This window comes from Euzebyella marina (genome assembly GCF_003687485.1).
GTDB lineage: Bacteria > Bacteroidota > Bacteroidia > Flavobacteriales > Flavobacteriaceae > Euzebyella > Euzebyella marina.
Genome location: NZ_CP032050.1, coordinates 4,634,027 through 4,659,573 on the forward strand (window position 1 = coordinate 4,634,027; position 25,547 = coordinate 4,659,573).

Consider the following 25,547-nt stretch of genomic DNA (forward strand, 5'->3'; position numbering starts at 1 on the left):
TTTAAGCAAAACCTATGGCCTAAGTCTGTTGCTCAGGTTAATTTTCGATTTCTAGTAAAATCGGACAGTGGTCACTATGTTTGGCATCTTTAAGAATAACAGACCTTTTAAGTTGATCCCTTAATGGTTCGGCTACCATGCCATAATCAAGGCGCCAGCCTTTATTGTTTGCCCGGGCATTGGCCCTATAACTCCACCAAGTATAATTATCAGCTTCTTTGTTGAAGTGACGAAAACTATCTATAAACCCGCTATTAATAAAATTACCTATCCATTCACGTTCAACAGGTAGAAACCCTGATACGTTTTTTAAGCCTACAGGGTTGTGAATATCAATTGCCTTATGGCAAATATTGAAGTCGCCTACAACAACAAGGTTCGGATGGTTCTTTCTGAGCTCTTCGGTATATTTCTGAAAATCGGCCATATAGGTCAATTTATGTTCAAGACGGGCTAAGTTAGTACCTGATGGCAGATACATGCTCATGACCGACAAATTTCCAAAATCGCACCTTATGTTCCTTCCCTCAAAATCCATGTAATCAATGCCGGTGCCAACTTGTATGAAATCGGGTTTAATCTTTGATAAAATGGCCACACCGCTATAGCCTTTCTTTTGGGCACTGAACCAATAATGATAAGGAAAGCCTGCGGCTTCAAAAAGGGTAAGATCAAGCTGCTCTTTCATGGCCTTTATCTCTTGTAAACAGACAACATCAGGTTTGACGGCCTGCAACCAATTCAAAAGACCTTTGTTTAAAGCTGCACGCACCCCATTTACGTTATAAGAAACTATTTTCATGCATTTGAAGAATTAATGGCAAAATAGGTATTAGCCCAGTATTAAAAAAACGTGTGGTGAGTTTACCCGTTCTCCGCTTATTTCAAAGAAGCACTCTATTTACGACTGGTTAAGATTTTAGCCGTATTTTTGGTACTTACCCAGCCTCATAAATGAAAGCACTTACATTCCCCTTTTTACTTTTTACCGCCTTAGTCTTTGCCCAAAACAATTCACAAAATGATAGTATCACCCAACTGGATGAAGTGATATTGTTAGATGCCTTGAAAACCAAAAATGCCATAGGTATTGAGCCATCTTCGGTTATATCGGCCCAAATATTCCAGAATTATAGCCCTGCCGATTTGGCTTCTTCGGTAAATCAAATACCGGGAGTTTTCATTCTCTCCGGAGCTTTGAACACCAACCGTATAACTATTAGGGGTATAGGCAGTAGAACTGCTTTTGGCACCGATAAGCTCAAATTATATTATAACGATATTCCTGTAACAGATGGTTCAGGTTTTTCGACCATCGAGGCCTTTGACTTAGAAAACCTGAGTCAGATTGAGGTCATTAAAGGCCCGAAGGCATCTTCTTTTGGCTCCAACCTTGGGGGCGCCATAATTTTAACACCAAAAAAGGCCATTGGCAATTCGACCAACCTGAATAACAATTTTACAGTGGGCTCATTCGGAATGATAAAGAACAATCTTTCGTTCAATCATAATGACGGCAAGTTACGGGTCGGCCTTCAGTATGGCCATATGGAAACTGATGGCTATCGTGATAACAGCCGTTTTGACAGAGACGGATTGTTGCTTAATACATCTTACAAGATCAATGATAAAAATACGCTTGGTCTCTTGGTCAACCATATTGACTATACTGCGCACATCGCCAGTTCTATCGGAGCAACGGCGTTTGCAGAAGACCCAACACAGGCCGCCGCCAATTGGGGAGGCGTTTCGGGTTACGAGGCAAATAACTATACTTTGGTAGGCTTGAACTATAAACGCTCGATCAGTGAGCATTTGTCGAATTCTACCAGTGTTTTCTATAGTTATTTAGATCACTTTGAAAAAAGGCCCAGACCTTTAGGTTTTCTTGATGAACATACAAATGGTTACGGAATTCGAACCAACTTTACCGGTGATTTCTCCATTTTCGAAACGGTTACGGAATATTCTTTTGGAGGGGAGCTTTATAAAGATGAGTATGATTGGGCCTTATATGAAACTCTTGAAACAGAAAGTAACGGCAGCCTACAAGGCAATTTGTTCGCTGACAATAAAGAGTTCAGGAGGCAACTCAACTTATTTGGCACTGTATTATTTCCAATAACAGAAAAATTAAGTTCACAGTTGGGCTTCAACATCAATAAGACCAGCTACGATTTTCGTGATAAATTTAATACGGGTGCGGCCAATACGAGTGCAGAACGAAGTTTTAAAACCATCTTTTTGCCAAGTTTGAACCTTCAATATAGCATGAACGAAGACCTGCAATTCTTCACGAATATCAGTAGAGGTTTTTCTAACCCTACAGTCGAACAAACTCTCACCCCAGAAGGTGTGATCAACCCAGATATAGCGCAAGAAATCGGCATCAATTATGAAATCGGAACAGAGCTGTTTTTACATCAAAAACGGTTTCATTTAAATCTAGTGGGCTATCAAATGGATGTAAAAAACCTTTTAGTGGCCGAAAGAGTTGCCGAAGACCAATATATTGGCAGAAATGCAGGTAAGACCAAACACAGGGGGTTAGAAATCACCATGGATTATAGGTGGAATATAAATTCAAACATAGTTTTATCGCCATTTTTGAGCTTTACCCTCAATGACCATAAGTTCGTAGACTTTGTTGACGAAGATGAAGTGTATTCTGGTAACCCTTTGACAGGAGTGCCAAAACAACAAAGAACAGCCGGTATTCAGCTGCGTTTGTTCCAAGACTTTTATTGGAATATTACCCACAGACATGTTTCGGAAATTCCCCTACGGGATGACAATAGTTTGGAAAGCGATCCTTATACCGTATTTACTACCAGATTAGGATACCACAAAAAATTGACACCCAAATTTACATTGGGTGCCGATTTCGGAATCAATAATATTTTTGATGAAGTTTATGCCTCGTCAGTTCTTATCAATGCCGGAAGTTTTGGCGGTGAACCCCGCTATTACTATCCCGGTGATGCAAGAAATTATTACGGCAGCCTACGATTGGGTTATCAGCTGTAATTATTTACTTGGAGTAAGGCCAGATTCCTTTTAAAGTTTAAAGCATCTTTTTAAGCCACCCTTTCATATCGACCTCTTGATGAATGATACTTTTCAAATCATCAATGGCCACACGCTCTTGCTCCATACTATCCCGATAGCGGATTGTAACGGTTTTATCTTCTAGAGTTTGGTGGTCAACCGTGATACAGAAAGGGGTACCATTAGCATCCTGTCTTCTATAACGTCGCCCCACAGCATCCTTTTCATCATAAAGAACATTGAAATCCCATTTAAGGTCATCAACAATCTCTTGGGCAACTTCCGGCAGACCGTCTTTTTTAACCAACGGAAAAACTGCCGCTTTTGTAGGAGCCAAAACAGCCGGTAATTTCAAAACAGTTCTAAAAGTTCCGTTCTCCAGTTCTTCTTCCTGTAGAGAATTTGCGAAAACGGCCAAGAACATACGATCAAGACCAATTGACGTTTCTAATACATAGGGCACATAGCTTTCACGAGTTTCGGGGTCAAAATACTGTAGTTTTTTTCCTGAATACTTTTCGTGGCTGCCCAAATCAAAATCGGTTCGAGAGTGTATGCCCTCCAATTCTTTAAAGCCAAAAGGAAATCTAAATTCTATATCGGCAGCGGCATCTGCATAGTGGGCCAATTTTTCATGGTCATGAAAACGATAGTTATCCTCTCCCATTCCTAAAGAAAGATGCCACTTCATACGGGTTTCTTTCCATTTCTCGTACCATTCTTGCTGGGTTCCCGGCTTAATGAAAAACTGCATTTCCATTTGTTCGAATTCCCGCATTCTAAAAATAAATTGCCTCGCGACAATCTCGTTTCTAAAAGCCTTTCCGGTTTGTGCGATCCCAAAAGGAATTTTCATCCTTCCCGTTTTCTGTACGTTCAAGAAGTTGACAAAAATACCTTGCGCAGTCTCTGGCCTAAGATAAAGATCCATAGCACTTTCGGCAGAGGCACCGAGCTTGGTTCCGAACATAAGATTGAATTGCTTAACATCGGTCCAGTTTTTTGAACCTGACATTGGGCAAGCTATCTCAAGTTCTTCAATCAACTTTTTTACATCGGCCAAATCTTCCTTTTCCAAGGATCTGGCCAATCTTTTAAGTATCGTATTTGCTTGTTCTTGATAATCAACAACACGTTGGTTGGTTGCCAAAAATTGCTCTTTGTCAAACTTATCGCCAAATCTCTTGGCTGCTTTAGCAACTTCCTTCTCGATTTTTGCTTCGATTTTTGAAACATAATCTTCTACTAAAACATCGGCCCTATACCTTTTTTTAGAGTCTTTGTTATCAATAAGCGGATCATTGAAAGCATCTACGTGGCCCGAAGCTTTCCACGTGGTGGGGTGCATAAATATGGCAGCATCTATACCGACGATATTATCGTTCAGTTGCACCATGGCCTTCCACCAATAATCCCTTATATTTTTCTTAAGTTCAGAGCCATTCTGAGCATAGTCATAAACAGCGCTCAACCCATCATAAATCTCACTTGATTGGAATACATAACCATATTCCTTAGCATGGGAAATTACCCTCTTAAAATCGTCTTCTTGTTTTGCCATGCGGCAAAAATAGGATATTACGGAAAGTCAAAAAAAATTATTTCAGTTCAAATTCTGTGGAAGACAACAGTTTCTGGCCTTCAAAAATATTAAGCCTGTACGTACCTTCTTCCAACGAACCCTGAGGAATGGTTATAAAATCGCAGATAGTGGTTTCTTCACCATCAAAATTGAACTCGACCCTTTTGCTGTATACGTTGCCGTTAAATGAGATTGTATTGGCGTTGTCTTCTATAACCTTCATATTGGGATCTAGAAACTGATAGTAAATAACCTTAGTGGTATTCATCTCGGTTATATCGGCAAGTACAGTAACACAGCCACGTAACTTTTCGATAATCGAGGCTTTATTGGTATTGATAGGACGGCCACTTCTCAAACGGAAACCACTGCCTTCTGTAGCCTGTAGACTTAAATAACTCTTTGATTTAAGCTCTCTATTAAGTTCTTGAATTTTTTGTCTTTGCAAAGCTTCGGCCTCTGCCAACGATATACTCTTGCCCTTTAATTGCTCAAGCTCTTGTTTCGTCTTTTCGTATTTTTCGGTAAGCAGAACATTGTTATATCTCAAGAAATTATTCTTAAGCTTAAGACTATCGTTCTTGGCTTCTAACCTGCGGAGTTCGGTCTTGTATTCCCTTAGCTTTTCAACCGTAAAGTTCAATTGACCGACAGAATCCAATAATTGCTGAATTCGATACTTTGAACTTTCCAGTTCTATTTCATTTACCTCGTTGAGAGCCGATAATCGATCTACATCGGTCTTCATAAGGCTTAAATCTTGCACCAAGATCTGCTTTTCCCTTTCCAAGAAAGCTATTTCGCTTCTTGATTGGGCATAGCTATAATAGAATGCAATCAAAATACCTATAATCACAGCGACTAAGGCAGCAAAAATTATCTTGTAATTGAATTTGTTATCTTGAACGTTCATTGGGAACGGATGAGCTTTAGGTAAGTTGGGCTTTAAGACTTAAGATTTTGCTGTACAAAAAGTTAACAAATATACTAATAGATATCAATTCGGTTTTGTTTCCAAGGGTGTGTTTTGGATGTAATGACCATTTAATCAGAGGAGAGGAAACGCTCTGTACAGTTTGTCGGAACAATTTGCCACTCACCGATTATACTTTTAACGAAGAAAACCCAGTAGACCGTATATTTTATGGTAGAATTAACATAGAAAAGGCCAGTTCGTTCCTCTTTTTCATTGAAAAAGGCATCGTTCAACAAGTCATACACAACCTAAAATACAGAAACCAAGAACATATAGGCGATTTTCTAGGAGACTGGTATGGGCAACAGCTACTAGAAAACCACGAGCTCAAGAATACTATTGATTTGGTTATACCCGTACCCCTACATTTCAAAAAACTAAGAAAAAGAGGCTATAACCAAGTTTCAAAATTTGCCCAGAAACTCGCATTCTATCTAAAAGCTGAATACGTTGATAATCTTTTGGTCAAAACATCAAATACCAAAACACAAACACGTAAAAGTAGGGTGGGCAGATGGCAACAAGAAAAATCACTTTACAAATTGCAAGACCCATCGCGAGTCAACAACAAAAGAATACTATTGGTTGACGATGTAATTACAACCGGAGGAACTATGGAAATTTGTGCCCAAGCACTATCAAAAGGCACAAATACCACCATCTATATAGCCAGTATGGCAGTGGTTCCTAAAACTGGCAATTGAAAAATTAGTTGTTTCTTTGTGGCCTAGATTTTACGATTATGGTTCGTAGGTTGGTGGCCTTTCTCTTCTTAGTTTTCATCGCTCTTACTGTATGGCAATGCGCCAGAAAAGGCAGCCCTTCGGGAGGGCCGAAAGATATAACGCCGCCTAAATTGGTCAGAACCGAGCCCGATAGCATGACTATCAATTTCAAGGCGAGTAAAATTCGCCTCTACTTTAATGAACTCATCAAATTGGAGGATGTACAAAATCAATTAATAGTTTCCCCTCCATTGAAATATCAGCCTGAAATTACGCCTCAAGGGGGTGCCAACAGATATGTTGAGTTTAAATTTAAGGATACCTTACGAGAAAATACCACTTACACCCTCAACTTTGGGCAAAGCGTTCAAGATAACAATGAAGGCAACCCAAGTAGTTTCTTAACCTATGTTTTTTCTACGGGTGATTATATCGACTCTTTAAGATTATCTGGGGCGGTCAGAGATGCCTTCAAAAAAAAGGCTGATGATTTTATCAGCGTAATGCTATACGAAATCGATACGGCATATACCGATTCTACTATTTTTCAGAAACCACCCAACTATATCACCAATACACTTGATAGTGCCGTAATCTTTAGATTAAAAAATTTGAAGGAGGGTCAGTACAAGTTATTCGCACTCAAAGACGCAGGAAAGAATAATATTTTCGATCAAAATGCCGATAAGATTGCCTTTTTGAACGACACGATTACTTTGCCCACAGATTCTACCTATGTGCTGACACTGTTCAAAGAAGTGCCCAATTTTAGTATGGCAGTGCCCAGTTTAGTGGCTAAAAACCGGATTCAATTTGGTTATTATGGGGATGCCTCAGGTGTGAAAATCGAACCTCTTACGGCCTTACCCGATACTGTAAGGACGAAAGTGGTAAAAGAACGTGATAAAGATACGCTCAACTACTGGCTGACACCCTTTGAAATGGACTCTCTCATTTTCACCGTAACCAATGAGCGTTTAATGGTCAGGGATACCTTTACTGTTAAAAACAGAAAAGTGGGTATTGATTCTATGCGATTGAACCCTAATCAAAGTGGCTCCTTAAGTTTTAGTCTGCCTTTCTATATAGCATCAAACACACCTATCAGTGAGGTCGATACCACAAAAATGAGCATGATGAACCAAGATTCGCTGCCCGTTTCCTATTTGGCATCTTTAGATAGTATAGAGAATAAAGTTGACTTTAAGTTTGAACGAGAACCCAATCAAAGCTATCAATTAGACCTTCTACCAGGTGCTATAACCGACTTTTTTGGTCAAAGCAATGATACTACCGCTTATTTTCTTTCCACTGGCAGTTATGCCGATTATGGAAACCTCAGATTTGAAGTAAACGTCAAAGAAGATAGATACCCTTTAATAGTTCAACTCACGGATGAACAAGGCACCCTCAAAAGGGAGATTGTCGCAAGAGAGCCCCAATCATTTGAATTCAACCATTTAGAGCCAGCGATGTACCTGCTAAGGGTTATTTTCGACACTAATGATAACGGCAAATGGGATACTGGCAGCTACCTCAAAAAAAGACAACCCGAAAAAATAAGTTACTACCCAGACGTTATCGAGATTCGTGCCAACTGGGAAAAAGTGGAAACCTTTACTATTCGAGAGTAAAGTCATCCATATCTTCTAAGAATTTTAATTTCTCTCTAGTTTCCTCGATGTGGTTTCTTTCGATAGTTGAATAGAGAATAGCTTCCCTTTCGGAGTACGCCAATTGCTCGCCCAAGCAATCGTATGTAGCAGAGTGGCCGGAATATTTATGCCCCTTCTCGTCTACACCTACTCTATTGACGCCAACACAATAGGCCATATTTTCAATAGCCCTAGCCTTTAAAAGTGCATCCCAGGCTCCGACTCTGGGTTTTGGCCAATTAGCTACATATAGCAATACGTCATATTTCTCGACATTTCTGGCCCAAACCGGAAATCTTAAATCATAACAAACCATCGGGCAAATCTTGAAGCCTCTAAAATTGACAATCAACTTTTTAGCACCCGAGTTATATACTTCGTTTTCACCTGCCAAGGTAAAAGTGTGCCTCTTGTCATAATAGTCAATTCCGCCATCCGGCTTCACAAAAAACAAACGATTGGTAAAGAATTCTTGTGCCTCATAAACAATGCTACCAACAATGGCGGCATTCTGTTTTTGGGCCAACTTTTTCATCCATACCAAAGTGTTTTCTCCTTCTGAGCTGTGGATATTTTGAGGGGTCATGGTAAACCCAGTCGTGAACATTTCCGGCAGAATCATCATATCAATTTCCTCATTTACATCAGCCAATTTGTTCTCAAAATAGTTTCTATTGGCTTCGGGATTCTCCCAAACAAGAGGTGCCTGTATCAACGCAATCTTTAGCTGGTCTTTCATTTTAGTCGAAATAAACTTGATTTGAACCATTATTGGTCAATTCGAACAGGTGTTCAATTTGAGATTTCAAAATTCTGTCCTCCGATAGCTCGGGTAATTTATCCACATCAAAATAATCAGCTCCTTGCATATCGAATCCGTGGTTTAGATGACCTCCTTTAACTTCGCAGTAAAATATAAGCTTATAAATATAAAATGGTTGCGGTGGGTGCGGGTGACAACGCTTATCATAAACCGCCAACAACCGTTTCACCTCGGCCTCCAGCCCCGTCTCTTCTTTAATTTCTTTCAGTACAGCTTCCGAAGGCGTATCGCCGATATCGGCCCATCCTCCAGGAATCGTCCATTTACCATCTATACGCTCTTTTGCCAAAAGTATTTGCTGTTTGTCATTTAGCACAAAGGCCCTAACATCTACCTTTACGGTTGGATAATCTTTCTCAGGTAAAAAGAAATTGTCTAAAACTGATAATTCAGAATTTGACAAATGACTCAATAATTGAAGGCTTATTTGTCTTATTTCGGTATATCGCTCTTCGGAATAATCGCTTTCAGCGTACACAAGACCTGTTTCGGCTATAGCCTTTAATCGTTTTATTAAAGTAAGCTGATCTTCATTCGTTAAACCCATCAATCTCGCTCTAAAAGTTGCACCAACTCATCGGAACCCTGAAGTTTGGCGTGATCAAGGGCTGTTTGACCCCGATTATCTTTTACCGATTTATCAGCGCCGTTTGCCAGTAATAACTTTGCTATCTCAGGCCTCTTAAAAGTTGCGGCGTAAATAAGACTAGTACCGCCCATTGCATTTCTATGATTGACATTCGCTCCGTTTTCGACCAGAAGTTCGGCCAATTGGTCATAGCCTTTAAAACAGACTCCCATTAAGGCGGTATTGCCCGCCCCGTCAACTTCGTCTACCCCGGCCCCTTGGTTTAAAAGTAATTGGGCAATATCAAATTGATTGTAGTAGGTTGCCAATATTAAGGGTGTAGAGCCGCGTTGGTCTTTTAGACCTATCAATTCTGGATTTTGTTGAACCTTCTTCTCTACCTTGGTCACATTACCCTCCCTAATGTCGTTTAAAAAATCTTCATTCATGTTTGCCATAATAATTCACCCGAAAAAGCAGTTAATCTATAGTATTAAGTTGTCATTGTAAATTACGAAAATCGATGTTTACAAAGTTTATAAAGCGTATTTTAATATTATGGCTTCATCGCTTTTGTTTATAGTTTGAAAGCTGACTTCGTACGACGTCGGCAAAAAATTTGAAAGAAATGTCCATAGCCAGTTAGTTATTTTCCTACTTTAAACTTTATTTTTAACTTCACACTAACCAAATTCCCCTAAATAATTGGATGCACTGACCGTTGATTCACTTATAAAAGATTCTCCAGTAGCCATTGCCCTACTTGATGAGGACTGTCGTTTTCAAAATTATTCCACTGTTTGGCTACATCAATTCTGCCCTGATCATACAGATATCGAAGGAAAGTTTTTCTTCGACATTATGCCAAATTTACCCTTAGACCTTAACGATGTGCTTCCGTTGGCACTTGAAGGACAATCGAGTGAACATACCGGCAAAAAATTTCTTTCGGACAATGGGGCCTTTAAATGGCTCAAGTGGAAGGTGAACCCTAAAAAGAATTCAGCGGGTGAAATAGACGGTCTTATAGTTGTTCTTGAAGATGTAACGGAACAGCGCAAAAAAGAAGTCATTCACCAACGCGCCTTGGAGGTAGCCCGTATCGGAGGATGGGAAATCGACCTATTGACCAATGACCTTTTCTGGACTGATATTACCAAAGAAATTCATGAAGTTCCCCTCGATTATGTACCCAAATTAGAAGAGGGTATTAATTTTTATAAAGAGGGAAGACATAGAAATACTATCAACAAGGTGGTGGATAGGGCTATAACCACAGGGACACCATGGGATGTCAAGCTGGTCATAGTAACCGCCAAAGGAAGGGAAAAATGGGTCCGGGCAATGGGCGATGTTGAAATGCGTGACGGCAAGTGTGTTCGTATCTTCGGAACATTTCAAGATATTGATGATGAAAAGAAAATGGAGCTCAAACTTAATGAGGTCTCCAATAGGCTGGCGATAGCCACAACCGGGTCTAAAATCGGTATTTGGGAATATGACCTGACTACTGAAAACATTGTATGGGATGACAACATGTATGCCCTTTACGGGGTAAAAAGGAAAAAATTTAATCCTAACAATACGGAGGATTGGACATCGATAATGACGCCCGAGGATATGGAAGCTCTATCTAAAACCCATGCCGCCGCACTAGAAGGAGAAAAAGATTATAACACCAAATTCAGGGTGAGATGGCCCGACGGACAAGTAAAACATATTGGTGCTAGGGCCGTCATTCTAAAAAATAGTAAGGGCAAACCAATCAAAATGATTGGTACCAATCTTGATATTACAGAACTCACTCAAACTCAAATGATGCTTGAAAAGAGCGAAGAATCTTTTCATGAGGCATTTGAACGATCCAATACGGGTATGGCATTGGTCGGCATCGAAGGTAATTGGATCAGAGTTAATAAAAGATTGTGCGAAAAGCTGGGGTATTCGCAAGAAGAACTTCTAAAGACCACCTTTCAAGATATCACACATGTAGATGATCTGGATAAAGACCTACAACTTTTATATGAGGTTATCGATGGCAAAAGAGACAGTTATAGAATAGAGAAACGATACCTGCATAAAAAAGGGCATACGGTATACGCCATTTTAACGGTGACCGCTGTGAGAAATATCGATGGCGACCTTTCGCACTTCGTATCTCAAATTATGGACATTACCCATCGAATTAGAGCTGAAAAGGAATTGACCCGATTGCTTGAGGTGACCAAAAACCAAAATGACAGCCTCTTGAATTTTGCGCACATCGTCTCTCATAATCTACGATCGCACGCCACCAATCTATCAATGCTTACTGGTTTCTTAGCTGGCGAGAAAGACGAAGCGGAAGTGACAGAAATTCACTCAATGTTGAAGGATGCATCAGAAAGTTTGAATGAAACAGTCATTCACTTGAATGATGTGGTACAATTAAAGGTAGGTGCCTCAGAAAAAATGGTACTGGTCAATTTATACGATACCTTGTTCACCGTTAAGAAAAATCTGAGCGTACTCTTTCAAGAAAAAGATGTTACATGCCAAGTTGATATGCCCAAAAATTTGAATATCATGGGCATACCAGCTTACGTAGATAGTATTTTTCTTAATTTACTTACCAACGGAATTAAATACAGCTCGCCCGATAGAGCGCCTTTGTTGAAGATATCTTCAGAAATTACTGATAAAAATGTAATTTTAAGCTTTGAAGACAATGGTTTGGGCATTAATCTAAAGAGACACGGAAAGAAAATCTTTGGAATGTACAAAACCTTTCATAGAAACAAAGATGCCAAAGGCATTGGCCTTTTCATTACCAAAAACCAAATTGAAGCGATGAACGGTCATATTGAAGTTGAGAGTGAGGTTAACAAGGGAACCACTTTCAAATTATATTTTGACAGGACTCAAATTAAATAGAGATGGCTAAAATTAACACTACTTGTATTATTGACGACGACCCCATTTTTGTTTACAGCACGAAGCGAATAATGAAGGAGGTCGATTTTAGTGACGAAATCATTGTATTCAACAATGGCCAAGATGCCATTGATGGATTATCAGATATGGTTGAGGATAATTTGAAACTGCCTCCGGTAATTTTTCTCGATTTAAATATGCCCATAATGAATGGGTGGGAATTTTTAGATGATTTTGTTCAAATACCCAACCCTAATCGTGAACAGGTGGTCATTTACATCATCAGTTCTTCTATCGATCCCCGTGACTTAGAGAGAATCAAAAACTACCCTGCCGTCAACAATTATATTCTTAAGCCAGTGGTTCGCGAAGACCTGCATACGGTTTTAGAGCAGATAAGTGGCGTTCAGAGTAGTTAAAGTACTTTTTGTGTCGTATTTTTAAATCATCCCCACACAGAATAAATAAAACTTAACTCTTGATGCAAAAAGGTTTTGAAAACATCTGTATAGTCGATGATGATGCCATATCAATTTTCGGGCTTAAAAGGGCCCTTCGAAAATTCTGCCCCGATTGTGACCCCGAACCTGAAGTTTTTGAAAATGGTTTGGATGCCCTTGAGACCTTCGAACGTAGAGTTGAAGTGAATGAAGAATTACCCTCCATCATTTTTGTTGATTTGAACATGCCGGTAATGAACGGTTGGGAATTTGTTGAAGACATCAAAAGAGATGAAAGTTTGAAGCATCTTGCCCCTCATATCTTCATTATGAGTTCGTCAATTGATCCTGCTGATAGAAATCGCGCCAAAATACTGGGTCTAGAGAAAAACTATCTTTCTAAACCGGTTACCTATGAAACCTTAAAAGCTAGGTTCTCTACCTAATTATTCCCTTTTGAGCTTTACAATTAATCCCTGATTCCAGGAGAGAAATCACTCGGTGCTATTTGAGGCTGATTTATAGTACCGGAATCACCTGTATCATTAAATATCTGCCATTCGGCAGCATTAAAATTAGAGTTTGCTCTTAAGACTTCCGGTAAGCGCACAGCGCGGCCATCTTCAAATTCATGGTCGGTTCCCGAACCGTCCTCGCCAATACGGCCAAATGTATCTATAACGTTTCCGAAAGGGTCTATCAATTGTAAATTATCGTCTCCATTAGAGTCTGCAGGCGTATTGGTACCTACTGAAATATCCGCCGGAAAACCATAAACGATTTCGAATTCGGTAGCATTGGGCGATATAACCATAGTAGATTCCGGCTCTATGTAATAATCGGATAAATCAATAATTGAGCTCAAATCTGAATTGGCATTGGTATAGCGAACCAATGACCATCCTTTTAGACTTAAAGTTTCGGAACCTGAATAGTAAAGTTCAACAAAACGGGCGCCGGAATTATTATCAGGGTCGGCCAATTCTGAGATAAAAAGCTGATCAGACGTAAATTCATCTATCAATTCTTCGCACCTGTCATTCGTAAAGCTCAAATCGTTTAAATCACGAATGACCAAATACCGATTGCTTCTGTCTGAAATCAGCACACCTGTCAAGCTTCCACTTTCATTGGGTATTACCTCTGACTGAAAATCGGAATACCCGCTATTCAAAATTTTTAAATCTTCATCATTACAATCAATCAGATTTCGTACGGTTTCCTCCTCTCGAATGGCAAAGGGTTCACCGACTTCATTTTCTAAAAATTCGACACGGTCGAAACGAACCAAAGTGCCCAATGGCGCCTCTTCTATATCAGCTACGGAAATAATCACTGGATTTATCTCGGCCGGGGCGTCACAAGACTTGAAAAGGTAATCGTCGATTACCCCTGCGGGCAAGCGCCCTACCGACGTATTACCAAAAGACTCAAAAGTAGCCCCCAACTTGTATTGCTCATTAGACTTTCCAAAATAAAGGCCTTTGAGTTTTATAAATATTTTACTGCCTACCGGATAAAACAAATGACTTTCCCGTAAATCGATTTCTATTTGAAGCCCTGCAGTTGGATTAGTAGAACGGTCTTGAAAATAAATTACGCTAAAAAAATTATTGTCCCTGTCCGATGAAATGACATAACCTTCAATTATCAAGTCATCTTGAATCTGAAATGTTTCTCCTTCGTGGAGACTCATCAATTCTAAATAGCTAATGTTGGCACTTAGGTTTTCACGGCAAAAATCGGAAGGATTCTCAAATTCTCTATTACATGCAAAATTCAAAACAAACACAATCAAAATACCCAATAGTATTGAGGCCCTTATTATTGGTGCAAATAAATCATAGGTGATGTATTTTGATAAAAGATTCATTCTGATACCATTTTAAAAACTAAAAGCAAGGTTGATAAAATAAGTTCGGCCATAGCCATACCAATATTTGGGCGCAAAAGATGGGCTACCGCTTAGGTTATCATCTCGTAATTGCCCGAAATTTCCATTTCTACTCTGTTCGTACCCACCAGTTCGAAATGTAGCATCGAACAAGTTGTTTATACTGGCAAAAACGCTTAAATACTTACCGTTGTGAAGCCAAGATTTGCCTCCCACCAAATTAAGTAGATAGAAGTCTTCTAGCGGACTTTGCCTCAATAATTCAGCCACGTTTTCTTCAGTTGCATCAGGAAAATTTTGACCAGTTTCAGGGTCTAGCAAGAAACTTTGGGTACGAGTAATAGTAGAAATATTTATGTAACTATCCTTAAGGTAATTGGTTGTCATGCTCAACCACCAATATTTAGGGTCGCGATATTCTATGCCCATTGAATAGGCCTGTTGCGGCCCTTGGGCCAATTTATAATCTTTGACCATGGCAGGACCTAAGTCCAAAGCCCCATCCAAATTAATAAGGTCCTCCTCGCGACCTGCTGTATCAAAATTTATTCTCACGTTCGGGTTACTAGCATATACGAATCTACCAACTGCTGCAACTGCACTTAACTTTACGTAAGATGAGGCTTGATATTCGAGCCCTAGTTCTAATCCTTTATGAAGTTTATCCAAGTCTGTCAATACTTCCTGAACAAAGTCAGAGCCGACACCTGTATCTACAAAAAAGAAGTTGATATCGGTAGTATTTTGAAAACGGGTGTAATAAGCGTTTAGTCTACCGCTTAGTTTTGGTAGCCTCAAATGATAACTAAAATCAATGGCGTTCAATCTTTCATTTTGAATCTCTGGAACTACCAAATTGTTTTCTCTAGGATTAATAAAGGTATTTTGGAGGGTGGGCGCTTTTAAAATATAACCCGCATTTAAATCAAGCCAATGCCTATCGTTAATCTTGTAACCTAAGCCGGCCTTAGTTTCGATATTCTGAAAAGAAACATCTTCACTCTTACCCAACGAAGTATCATTAAAGCGCTCATTTTGAAAAAGCCCCTCTCTACTATAACCTAAACTTTTGAATGCAATGGCCGAAAAGACATTGAATTTTTTACTGTGATATCTAGCCTGTCCAAAAAGCCGATATTCCGCGGCACTCAATCGATAGTTGTAATTGAAAATATCATTTTCTCTCTTTTCTATCGGACCATTAACGTCATTTAACGTGCTTGAAAAAGTATCAATGTCAGAATGGTAATCAGCACCCAACAAATCATCTATTTTAGCGTAATTGGAAGACTTAAGAAATTTTGCATTCACCCCAAAATCTAATTGTAAATGATTGTTCAAATAAATATTGGCAATAGTGTTTACGGTATACTGCTCATCGTCTATCACGTCATCATACAGCATATAGCTAGCCATACCATTGTTGTTAGCCGTATATAATTTTGACCAGTTTATTTGCGGATTTTCAACGAAACCTTTTTCCGCCATTACAGCACTCTTAAAATTGGCTCCTAAAGGACCATTGATGTAAAAACTAGGTAAGTACCTGTAGTAAGTTGGATCGGGATTTGGCGCATTATAATAGCCCAACCTACTTCTTCGATGAGTCCCGAACTGATAGGCAAATCCAGAATTTATACTAACCTTGTCGGATTCATATCTATGATTGAACATTAAAATGGGCTCAGAAATCTTTCTTTCGCGCGAGTTTCTTATTTTGTCATTTTGCTCGCCCCAATAAGGGTTGTAAGTATTACCCATTAAATTGAAAACTTCTTCGGTAATGGCAGAAGACCTACCTCGCCGATTAGATGCTAAAATTCCTGTGAAATTAATACTGTGATGGTTATTAAAGTGATATTCCAATCCGCCGAAAAAGCTATAGGCATCATATAAGGTTCCATCAATATACCCTTCACCGCCCCATCTTTTGGAAGACGATACGGTATAGGCCAAACCATTATCTTTAAGACCGGAATTATAGGTAACCATTAATCGGCCCGTATAGGTTCTGTTCGATGCCGAAGCTGTCAATCGAGTACCTTTTCTTAAACCAGTGGGTCGAACATCAATATTGGTATTTCCCAAAATTCCCCCAAATGTGTAATCTGAAGGACTCATACCATTTGAAAATTGTTGATTTCGCTGAATATCATTAAGCCCTCCCCAATTATTCCATTGAGGTCTGCCATCGTAGAACTTGTTCATTGATATTCCATTGATAGACACCTCTCCATTACTAGAATCATAACCTTTTACCCTGAAGAAAGCTTGTCCGAAATCGAAAGCCGCTCTTTGAAGAAAAACGTCACGTGTAGCCTGTAGAAGACCAGAGGGGTTAGAGATATCATTATCATCTGTGAGCTCTGAATCGGTAAGTGTTATAAGATTGGCAGATTGTTCGATTGTGACATCGTCATCGAGCCAAATAGTGCCAAGTTCCAATTCCGCCTTTTCTAAATAGAGTTCTATCCTTTTTGAGGAATATCCCGGAGCCTCAACTGTTAGTAGTACATCGGCAGTAAGTGATTCAATATGAAAGTAGCCTTCTTCATCACTCAGTTCTGAAATATTGGTCTGGTCTATTCCAATTAATGCTTCACTGATAGGGGTATTAGTTCTTGAAGACACTATTCTTCCCTTGACCCCATAAACATCTTGCGCGTAACTTATCAGGCCAATGAAAAATGTAACAGTAAAAAGAAGTAGATACCGCATTAGATACTTTTGATAAATCTTTTGCCGTTTCTATAACGAAAATTAAGAACATTCTTACATATGGATGACATATTATCTATATTTTTTCGTTTATTAAATGATATGCTTTGATTCTTAAAATGAAAATTGGCCTTTTAATTTACTTTATTTTATCCCTTTTATCGGTTCACGGGCAGACTGAACAAACCTATCAGGTTAGAACTATCGCTTTTTATAACTTGGAAAACCTATTTGATACCAAGAACGATACTTTAACTTTTGATGACGACAGAACCCCTGAAGGAAAAGACAATTGGACCGATGAACGCTATCAAAAAAAGCTTCACAACATGGCACAAACGCTATCTGAAATAGGCTCTTCTAACACAGGTACCGCTCCTGATATTATCGGAATCTGTGAAGTAGAAAACATTGAGGTCATACAGGATCTCTTGGTCAGTAAGTCTTTAAAGAACTTAGGGTATGAAATTGTGCATTACGACTCGCCCGATGAACGCGGAATCGACGTAGCCCTACTCTATAAAGAAAACGCCTTTTTACCTGCATCATATGCCAGCCATCGATTGATTTTAATGGATGAAAACGAGGAGCGAAACTATACAAGGGACCAACTTGTGGTGGGAGGAAGATTAGACAATGAACAGATGTACTTTATAGTCAATCACTGGCCTTCTAGAAGTGGCGGTGAAGCACGAAGCGAGCCAAATCGCTTGGCAGCGGCCCATTTAAACAAACGTATTATTGATTCCATTCAAAAGATGGATAGTCAGGCCAAAATAATTAGCATGGGCGATTTTAATGATGACCCCAACAATAGAAGTTTTAAAAAGGTGCTGAAAACAAAAGCTAATAAGCGAAAGCTGCAAGAAGGAGAATTGTTCAATCCCATGGAAAAATTATTCAAAAAAGGGGTCGGCTCGCTTGCCTACAGGGATAAATGGAATCTTTTTGACCAAATCTATTTTACTGAAAGCCTTGTAAATAACGAAAACAAAGGATATCAATTTTGGAAGGCCGGCATTTTTAACCCTGCCTATTTAGTTACGCAAAAAGGAAGGTATAAAGGTTACCCGTTTAGAACTTATTCCGGAGGGAACTATACAGGTGGTTACTCCGACCATTTCCCGGTCTACATATATTTGCTTCGGAAACCAGAATAAAAAAACTCCCCTAAGCAGGGGAGTTTTCTCAATATTTTAAAACGCTTTTAAAGCTGTTCGATTTTAAGGTTTCTCCATTTCACCTTGATACCACCACCGTCATGAATTTGTAATGCTACCGAACCTTCGCCAGCACCTATCTTTTCATCGGTAAATGTAATCATTTCGGTTCCGTTAAGCCATGAAGTGATTTTGTCACCTTCAACACGTATCTTCATTTTGTTCCATTTGCCCATCTTTAAGGCCTTATCTTTTTCGGCATCCGGTTTGATCAACCATCCGCGACCATAAGATTCATACACCCCACCAGTATCGTGCCCTGGAGGCGCCACCTCGACTTGCCAACCGGTAATCTTCGTTCCTTCAATGGTAGAACGAATAAAAACACCGCTATTGCCATTTGCCTCTTGCTTGAACTCTACGTTCAATTCAAAATCTTTGTAATGCTTGTCAGTAGCCAAATAGCCATAACCCTTATCAGGACCACTTTCGCAAATTAAAAGACCGTCTTCCACGTACCATTTTTCGGTACCGTAGACCGTCCACCCATCAAGGTTTTTCCCGTTGAACAATTTCTCTTTTTGCGCGAAGGTAAATGACGCAAAAAGTACTGCAGATAATACAAGTAACTTCTTCATTAATAAATTTGGTATAATTAGAGTTTGGATTTAAAATACTAGTTGAACCAGGCCGACCACGGAATTCTACTGAGGAGAAATACTAACCCAAGGCCGTAGAAAATGGCGATACTCTTGAACTTCTTATCTCCTTCTACGAATTTCTTATGCCTTGACCAACCAATGGTTATCAAAGCGATAGCTATTATGTTGATCACAGGGTGTTCTAAAGCTAGTAATCGTGCTTGAGCGTTCAGACCACCCATACCTAAAGACTGAATGGCATTTAACCCACTTGGGGATACAAAATATAGGATTAGGCCAACCAATAATTGAATATGCGATAATATAAGGGCAAAGAGGCTCAAACGAAGATCTTTATGCATGGTAAAAACCTTTTTACCTAGCCAACCCGAAAAAGCATTGAACACTGCCAAAATTAGCAAGGCCAAAACGATATAAGCTAAGTAAGAGTGAACTACCTGAATGATTTCATACATAATGGTCAAATTGAAATTTAAGCTCTAAATGTACGGCTTTTTGAGCATAAAAAAACCCCGCTAATAGCGGGGTTTTAATTAAAAATATAAGTCTATTAGAACCTGTACATAACACTAGCGTTCCAAGTACGACCCAAACCGTAAAATACACCAAATGCATCGGTTTGATTTATGTAAGATGTATTAAAAAGGTTATAAAGGTTTGTTCTCAAAACGATATCTTGGTCACCCATTTCAATAGTATAGCCTGCCGAAAGATCGATAATCCCGTACGGATCTAATTTACGAGTTTCATAAGTATTACCTTCTGCGACTACGTCAGCAACATCAACAAATTCGTAAACATTACTGAAACGATTATAGAATAACGAAGCTTCAAACCCGCTAAGCGTTTCATAAGTTACGTTTGCTCCGAAAGTGAACTGAGCTGCATTACTTACTTCCACACCGTCCAAATTAACATTACCATCAAAGAAATTAGCAGGTAGGGGGTTGCCATTTTGATCTACAAAATCATCAATATCAGCGTTGGTAAAATATGTATTATCTCTAAAATCGCGAGTTCTATATGGTGTGCTTCCATCAAATTTCCAATCACCAATAGAAGTGTAGCCCCCAAGAACTAGTCCTTGCATTACACGATACTGAGCATCTAGCTCTATACCTTGGTGTAATTGGGTAACATCTGTTTGCTCTCGGTTAATATCAACATCTTCACCTGTTGCCACACTTGTAATCGTGTTACCATTAGCTACGAAACGATTTGCCCATTGTGTGCGATAAAGGTTAACATTTACCCTCAAATCGTATGTATTATACTTGTAACCAAGCTCGATACCTGTAATCTCTTCATTATCAACCTCAGGCTCAGCTAATTCGGCTGTTCCGGCAAATATATTATCTAAGAAAGGTTGTCTAGAATAGTAACCTGCATTTAAGAAAACTGAATTTTCTGTATTAAAGTTGTAGGCACCACCTCCTTTTACGTTGTAACCAATCTTATTAGCCTTATCTGATTCTTCAGTTGTTTGATTTCCGCTTGAATCTGTCGCAAATCTATCTTGTCTTATATATGACTGATTGGATAAAGCTCCTTGAAAAAATAAAGAGTATGTTTCTTTAGAGTACTCTAACTGTCCAAAAACACCTTGATAATTAATATCTTCAGAGTAGTCGTAGTTAATTCTTTCTGATTCATCAGCAAAATTACTAACAGTTTTCCAAGGATTAAAATCAAAAGACTCGGTTACCACTCTACCATCTGGGCGATCATCTCCCCAACCACTTAAACCGTAGAAATCTACAACCTGTCTAAAGTGGTCTCCAGTATAAAACCTGAAATCAGCACCCACATTCATACTCAAACTTTCGCTCAATTCCAGACCATAGTTTGAAACCAAACCAAACCATCTATGGTTATTCATAGAAGCCCGTCTAATATATCCAGCTCCATTCGGGGCACCGTAATCACCACCAATACCAACTAGAGCATTTCTCTCTCTGGTTGCAGCATAATCGATTTGACCGTCAACTCCCCCAGCAAGAGGATAATCCGGAAGTCTCAATGGGCTGTTACCTCTGTTACCAGTACCACCACCTCTACCGAAAGAAGCATATAAAACTGTCGATAAATCTGATTTGTCAGATATATTCCAGTCCCAGTTCAAGTTCAGAACAGGCTTGTGATAAAAGTTGGTTCTCTCAGATTCCAGCTCTCCTTCGTCGATACCCCAGTGCTGGTTATATTTTCTATAAATAGTAGCAACTTCTTCCGGCTGCGACCAGCGCTGCATATGCCATTGAGGGGCACCAAAAATCAAAAAGTTAAAGTTATGGTCTCCTAACAACTTACCCACTGAAAAGAAGTAATTCTGTCCTTGACCCTTAGTACCTTCAGCATATTTTCTTTGCGCTTGCCAATGATCTAACATTACAGAAAAGCCCCATCCATTATCATTAAGTCCGGAATCATATGAAGCTGTAGCCTTGAAATAACTATCGTTACCGGTCATAAATCTACCAAAACCACCTTCTTTTCTATCCGTTGCCTTTGTAACTATGTTTACCGTTCCTCCAACAGAAGATATAGCTAGCTTAGAAGAACCAAGCCCCCTTTGCACCTGCACTGCATTCGCTATATCCATAACCCCTTGCCAGTTAGACCAGTACATTTGACCATCTTCCATACCATTAATTGGCTGTCCGTTAAGCAAAAATGCGGTATTAGTTTGGTCAAATCCTCTAAGGAACATTTGAGAATCACCAAAACCTTGTTGGTTTGAAACATAGACAGAAGGGACGTTCTTCATCACCTCTGGAAACTCAACGTTACCGGTAGAAGTTGCCTGAATTACATCTTTCGTAATTGTAGATACCGCTATCGGGGTACTTCTGTCTTCTTCTAAGTCAATAATACCTGACCCAATAACTACCACCTCACCTAGTTGTTCCGCATCTGGCTGCAAAGTTACACTACCCAAATCTCCTGTTGAACTGTAGTTTTTGTCTTGAGTAACAAAACCTAAGTAAGAAAACCTTAGGGTTCCGGAGTTGGAGACTACTTCAATACTGAAGTTCCCATCAAAATCCGTTGTTGCTCCAACTGTAGTGCCTTTTACCACAACGTTGGCTCCAGGCAACGGACTACCTGTTTCTCCATCAATGACGGTTCCTGTAATAGTACCTTGTGAAAATGCTACGGCCGTCATGAAGAATACGACCATTGTAAAATAAATCTTTCTCATTTGAATGTGTTTGTTAGTCTTCAATTTCGCTGCAAAAGTGCTCCATTTTATAAATATGAACATTAACACAACGTTAAATTAAACACCGCGAAATTAACACAATTTTTGCACTAAGAAGACTGACAAGCAATGAGTTACCCTTTATTGAATAATTATTGGGATATCTTCAGATTATTTCTTAAAATAATGTAAAAGCCTAAGTGTAGAACCATCATGATCGCCAATCTCTGAACCTTCAATATCTTTCAAAATATTACCGGCCAACTGTTTTCCCAATTCAACACCCCATTGATCATAGCTAAAAATGTTCCAAATGACACCTTGAACAAAGATTTTATGTTCATAGAGAGCAATTAAACTGCCTAAGCTTTCAGGAGTTAGCTGGTCTATTAATATCGTATTGGTCGGTTTATTACCCTCAAATACTTTAAAAGGAACCAAATCTTTCATTTCAGTTTCACTCATACCTTTCGAGGTAAGTTCGGCCTTGACTTCTTCTTCAGTTTTACCATTCATCAATGCCTCTGTCTGTGCGAAAAAGTTTGCCATCAATTTATTATGATGATCCTCATCGCCGTGAAGCGAATGCTTAAAGCCTATGAAATCTGCTGGAATAATTTTAGTGCCTTGGTGAATCAACTGAAAAAAGGCATGTTGCGAATTTGTACCGGGTTCACCCCAAATAATGGTACCCGTTTGATAATCGACCCGATTTCCGTTTCTATCAACACTCTTACCATTACTCTCCATGATTCCCTGCTGAAGATAAGCCGAGAACCTACTTAAATATTGAGAATAAGGTATTATAGCTTCTGTTTCGGCATCGAAGAAATTATTGTACCAAACACTAATTAGAGCCAGCAAGACAGGAATATTCTCTTCAAAGTCTGTAGCTTCAAAGTGATTATCCATTTCATGTGCTCCAGCCAATAGCTTCTCAAAATTGTTAGTGCCTACCGCCAAGGCAATGGAAAGGCCTACAGCACTCCACAATGAAAAGCGGCCTCCGACCCAATCCCACATCGGAAAGACATTGGCAGCATCTATACCAAATTCGGAAATAGCCTTCGTATTGGTGGAAACTGCGGCAAAATGTTTTGCGATATCTTTTTGCGAGGCATGCCCTAAAAACCATTTTTTGATAGTAGTTGCATTACTCAGGGTTTCTTGAGTCGTGAAAGTTTTAGAAACAACCACAAAAAGAGTGGTTTCAGGATCGAGTTCTTTAAGAACCTCATGGACATGGTCACCATCAACGTTGCTCACGAAATGGGTCTTAAGGTGGTTCTTATAAAATTTTAATGCTTCGGTTACCATAGCAGGCCCTAAATCAGAACCTCCAATGCCTATATTGACCACATCGGTAAATTGTTTACCCGTAAAACCTTTTTTCTCTCCGTTGATGATGCTTTCTGCGAATTCCCTTATGTGATTTTTAACTTCAAAAACTTCGGGAACTACATTCTCTTCATCAACGATAACCTCATCCGACAATTTGGCCCTGAGTGCAGTGTGAAGAACAGCCCTATTCTCAGTCTCGTTAATATGATTGCCCGAGAATTGTTGAGAAATGGCATCGGCCAATTGTACCTCTTCAGCCAATTGAAGTAATAAATCTAATGTTTCTTGGGATATTCGGTTCTTCGAAAAATCGACCAAAAAGTCGTTCCAAACTATTGAAAACCGATCAGCTCGATTTTTATCTTCTGCGAAAAGTTGCTTTAACTCTAAATTTTTGGCAGTTTCGAAATGCTTGCCTAAAAGTTGCCAAGCCTTTGATTGCGTAGGATTAATTTTATGTAGAGACATGAGGGTTGTTTACCTTATTAGTTACTAAAACGGCTAATTTAAGCCATAATAGCACTATTCACAACCCGCAAAATGTGATTATTCCGTTAAGGTAGTCAGTTCACCGGCCAATAATTCTTCTTCGACCGGTTCCGGCGGATAGGCAATACAGTCTAATTGATCTTTAATAGGGGTAATGTAATCAAAGTAAGCAGGCTGTAAGGTCTCTGCCAAAGGCTCTGCCTTCGGAAGCTCTTCCCTTAGAGGATCCACCTGTCTGCCGTTTTTCCAAAAACGATAACATACGTGAGGCCCACTGGTATTTCCTGTCATACCAATCCACCCGATAACATCTCCTTGTCGAACAAAATCACCTCTCTTGACGTTTTGTTTTTTCATATGAAGGTACTGAGTACTGTAGGTACCATTATGGCGTATCTTCACATATTTACCATTACCGCCCCTTCTTGTAGACTCTGTAACCGTACCGTCGGCAGTTGCCATAATCGGGGTGCCTATAGGCGCGGCATAGTCGGTACCCTTATGAGGACGGATTTTATTACCGTAGTAACGAATTCGTCTTTTAAGATTGTATCGAGACGAAAGTCTACCAAATTCTACCGGCATTCTTAAAAAAGTTCTTCTAAGATTATTGGCGCTTTCATCGAAATAATCGACCAAACTTTTCAAAGAATCATTTTCGTAAGCGAACGCATAAATTGGTTTACCATTGTGTTCGAAATAGGCGGCATCGATTGTTTCTGACCCAGCATAGATCGAATCATTTATAAATCTCTCTTTATAAATTACCTTGAACCTATCGCCTTTTTGTAACATTGAGAAATCTATGGTCCAAGCATACACGTTGGCCAAATTGTGTGTAACCATGTAGTCGATACCTTGCTCTAACAGGGCTTCCGATAAATTTGTTCTGATTACCCCTGAGACCTCTCGTTCAACAAACTTTACCTGTTTCTTTTCTTTGTATGCCCTCACGGAATCACGTAAATCGACCACGGTGTAGTTGATTGCATCGTTTTCGTAGATAAATACCTGGGCAGTTTCAGTGGTATCGCGAGACTTTAAAATCATATAGGGCTTACCTACACGAATTCGTCTAACATCAAAAGTATCTTTGAAATCTTGGGTTATTCTTGCAATTTTTGGGTAATCTACCTTATGTTGAAGCATAAGTTCACCGAAACTATCACCCCTCTTGACAGTATCCAATTTTACGGTAAACTCATCAAGGTTAAAACCAAAATGTTTAACGATCGGCTTTTCAATAGGAGCAACCGCCAATACGTCTTTAACTTGTTTGGTTTCTTGAACGGCTTTCTCTTTACAGGCTAGAGATAAGGTTAGTACTAAAATTAGGCCCCAATATTTTTGCATT

The 25,547-nt window shown here is 39.3% G+C and carries 20 protein-coding genes; 7 read left to right on the top strand and 13 right to left on the bottom strand.

Translation table 11 applies throughout. The annotated features are described in order from the left end of the window. Positions 1–37 precede the first annotated feature (37 nt). Positions 38–802 (bottom strand): exodeoxyribonuclease III, encoded by a 765-nt coding sequence (locus tag D1013_RS19920; protein WP_121850491.1) that lies wholly within the window; start codon positions 800–802, stop codon positions 38–40. Positions 803–954: 152 nt separating this feature from the next. Here D1013_RS19920 and D1013_RS19925 point away from each other — a divergent pair, with 152 nt between their 5' ends. After that, a complete protein-coding gene (locus tag D1013_RS19925; protein ID WP_121850492.1) occupies positions 955–3,027 on the top strand; it encodes a TonB-dependent receptor family protein in 2,073 nt (690 codons plus the stop codon). Between the two features lie 37 nt (positions 3,028–3,064). On the opposite strand, the gene D1013_RS19930 is transcribed toward D1013_RS19925, so the two are convergent. Next, positions 3,065–4,609, bottom strand: coding sequence for a glycine--tRNA ligase (locus D1013_RS19930; RefSeq protein ID WP_121850493.1), 1,545 nt, complete (start codon positions 4,607–4,609; stop codon positions 3,065–3,067). 37 nt (positions 4,610–4,646) lie between these two features. Next, positions 4,647–5,543 carry a DUF8428 domain-containing protein gene (locus D1013_RS19935; RefSeq protein WP_121850494.1) on the bottom strand — a complete coding sequence of 299 codons (897 nt, stop codon included), beginning with the start codon at positions 5,541–5,543 and terminating at the stop codon, positions 4,647–4,649. A 176-nt stretch (positions 5,544–5,719) separates the two neighbouring features. Here D1013_RS19935 and D1013_RS19940 point away from each other — a divergent pair, with 176 nt between their 5' ends. Together D1013_RS19940 and D1013_RS19945 are read left to right on the top strand one after the other, a co-directional pair. Beyond that, on the top strand, positions 5,720–6,310 hold the full coding sequence (locus D1013_RS19940; RefSeq protein ID WP_225621388.1) for a ComF family protein: 591 nt from the start codon (positions 5,720–5,722) through the stop codon (positions 6,308–6,310). A 38-nt stretch (positions 6,311–6,348) separates the two neighbouring features. Beyond that, positions 6,349–7,965: an Ig-like domain-containing domain gene (locus tag D1013_RS19945; RefSeq protein ID WP_121850495.1), complete on the top strand. Its 1,617-nt coding sequence runs from the start codon at positions 6,349–6,351 to the stop codon at positions 7,963–7,965. On the opposite strand, the gene D1013_RS19950 is transcribed toward D1013_RS19945, so the two are convergent. From D1013_RS19950 to D1013_RS19960, 3 genes are read right to left on the bottom strand one after another with little or no spacing between them, the layout of a single operon-like run. Next, a complete protein-coding gene (locus D1013_RS19950) occupies positions 7,952–8,725 on the bottom strand; it encodes an amidohydrolase (protein WP_121850826.1) in 774 nt (257 codons plus the stop codon). The genes D1013_RS19945 and D1013_RS19950 overlap by 14 nt on opposite strands. Position 8,726: 1 nt before the next feature. Next, entirely contained in the window at positions 8,727–9,356 is a 630-nt protein-coding gene (locus D1013_RS19955) for an NUDIX hydrolase (protein ID WP_121850496.1), read from the bottom strand. After that, a complete protein-coding gene (locus tag D1013_RS19960) occupies positions 9,356–9,835 on the bottom strand; it encodes an ankyrin repeat domain-containing protein (protein ID WP_317125486.1) in 480 nt (159 codons plus the stop codon). Before D1013_RS19960 ends, D1013_RS19955 begins: the two co-directional genes overlap by 1 nt. Positions 9,836–10,082: 247 nt before the next feature. Here D1013_RS19960 and D1013_RS19965 point away from each other — a divergent pair, with 247 nt between their 5' ends. The 3 genes from D1013_RS19965 to D1013_RS19975 all read left to right on the top strand — a co-directional run bounded on the left by D1013_RS19965 (position 10,083) and on the right by D1013_RS19975 (position 13,176). Next, positions 10,083–12,290, top strand: a complete 2,208-nt coding sequence (locus tag D1013_RS19965) for a PAS domain-containing sensor histidine kinase (RefSeq protein WP_121850497.1) — start codon at positions 10,083–10,085, stop codon at positions 12,288–12,290. Positions 12,291–12,292: 2 nt separating this feature from the next. Next, positions 12,293–12,709 (top strand): response regulator, encoded by a 417-nt coding sequence (locus D1013_RS19970; RefSeq protein WP_121850498.1) that lies wholly within the window; start codon positions 12,293–12,295, stop codon positions 12,707–12,709. Positions 12,710–12,771: 62 nt separating this feature from the next. Next, positions 12,772–13,176: a response regulator gene (locus D1013_RS19975; RefSeq protein WP_121850499.1), complete on the top strand. Its 405-nt coding sequence runs from the start codon at positions 12,772–12,774 to the stop codon at positions 13,174–13,176. Between the two features lie 23 nt (positions 13,177–13,199). Here D1013_RS19975 and D1013_RS19980 read toward each other — a convergent pair whose 3' ends face one another. Next, positions 13,200–14,603 carry a DUF5689 domain-containing protein gene (locus D1013_RS19980; RefSeq protein ID WP_121850500.1) on the bottom strand — a complete coding sequence of 468 codons (1,404 nt, stop codon included), beginning with the start codon at positions 14,601–14,603 and terminating at the stop codon, positions 13,200–13,202. Between the two features lie 12 nt (positions 14,604–14,615). Then, positions 14,616–17,342 (bottom strand): TonB-dependent receptor, encoded by a 2,727-nt coding sequence (locus tag D1013_RS19985; RefSeq protein WP_121850501.1) that lies wholly within the window; start codon positions 17,340–17,342, stop codon positions 14,616–14,618. A 119-nt stretch (positions 17,343–17,461) separates the two neighbouring features. Here D1013_RS19985 and D1013_RS19990 point away from each other — a divergent pair, with 119 nt between their 5' ends. After that, the gene (locus D1013_RS19990; protein ID WP_121850502.1) at positions 17,462–18,502 is read left to right on the top strand and encodes an endonuclease/exonuclease/phosphatase family protein; all 1,041 of its coding nucleotides are present in this window, start codon (positions 17,462–17,464) and stop codon (positions 18,500–18,502) included. 47 nt (positions 18,503–18,549) lie between these two features. Here D1013_RS19990 and D1013_RS19995 read toward each other — a convergent pair whose 3' ends face one another. The 5 genes from D1013_RS19995 to D1013_RS20015 form a co-directional block, all read right to left on the bottom strand. Next, positions 18,550–19,140, bottom strand: a complete 591-nt coding sequence (locus tag D1013_RS19995; RefSeq protein ID WP_121850503.1) for a 3-keto-disaccharide hydrolase — start codon at positions 19,138–19,140, stop codon at positions 18,550–18,552. A gap of 38 nt (positions 19,141–19,178) precedes the next feature. After that, a complete protein-coding gene (locus D1013_RS20000) occupies positions 19,179–19,619 on the bottom strand; it encodes a hypothetical protein (protein ID WP_121850504.1) in 441 nt (146 codons plus the stop codon). A gap of 95 nt (positions 19,620–19,714) precedes the next feature. Next, positions 19,715–22,363, bottom strand: coding sequence for a TonB-dependent receptor (locus tag D1013_RS20005; protein WP_121850828.1), 2,649 nt, complete (start codon positions 22,361–22,363; stop codon positions 19,715–19,717). Positions 22,364–22,534: 171 nt separating this feature from the next. Next, positions 22,535–24,172 carry a glucose-6-phosphate isomerase gene (pgi, locus tag D1013_RS20010; protein WP_121850505.1) on the bottom strand — a complete coding sequence of 546 codons (1,638 nt, stop codon included), beginning with the start codon at positions 24,170–24,172 and terminating at the stop codon, positions 22,535–22,537. A gap of 78 nt (positions 24,173–24,250) precedes the next feature. Further along, positions 24,251–25,546, bottom strand: a complete 1,296-nt coding sequence (locus D1013_RS20015) for a peptidoglycan DD-metalloendopeptidase family protein (RefSeq protein ID WP_121850506.1) — start codon at positions 25,544–25,546, stop codon at positions 24,251–24,253. Position 25,547: the final 1 nt, after the last annotated feature.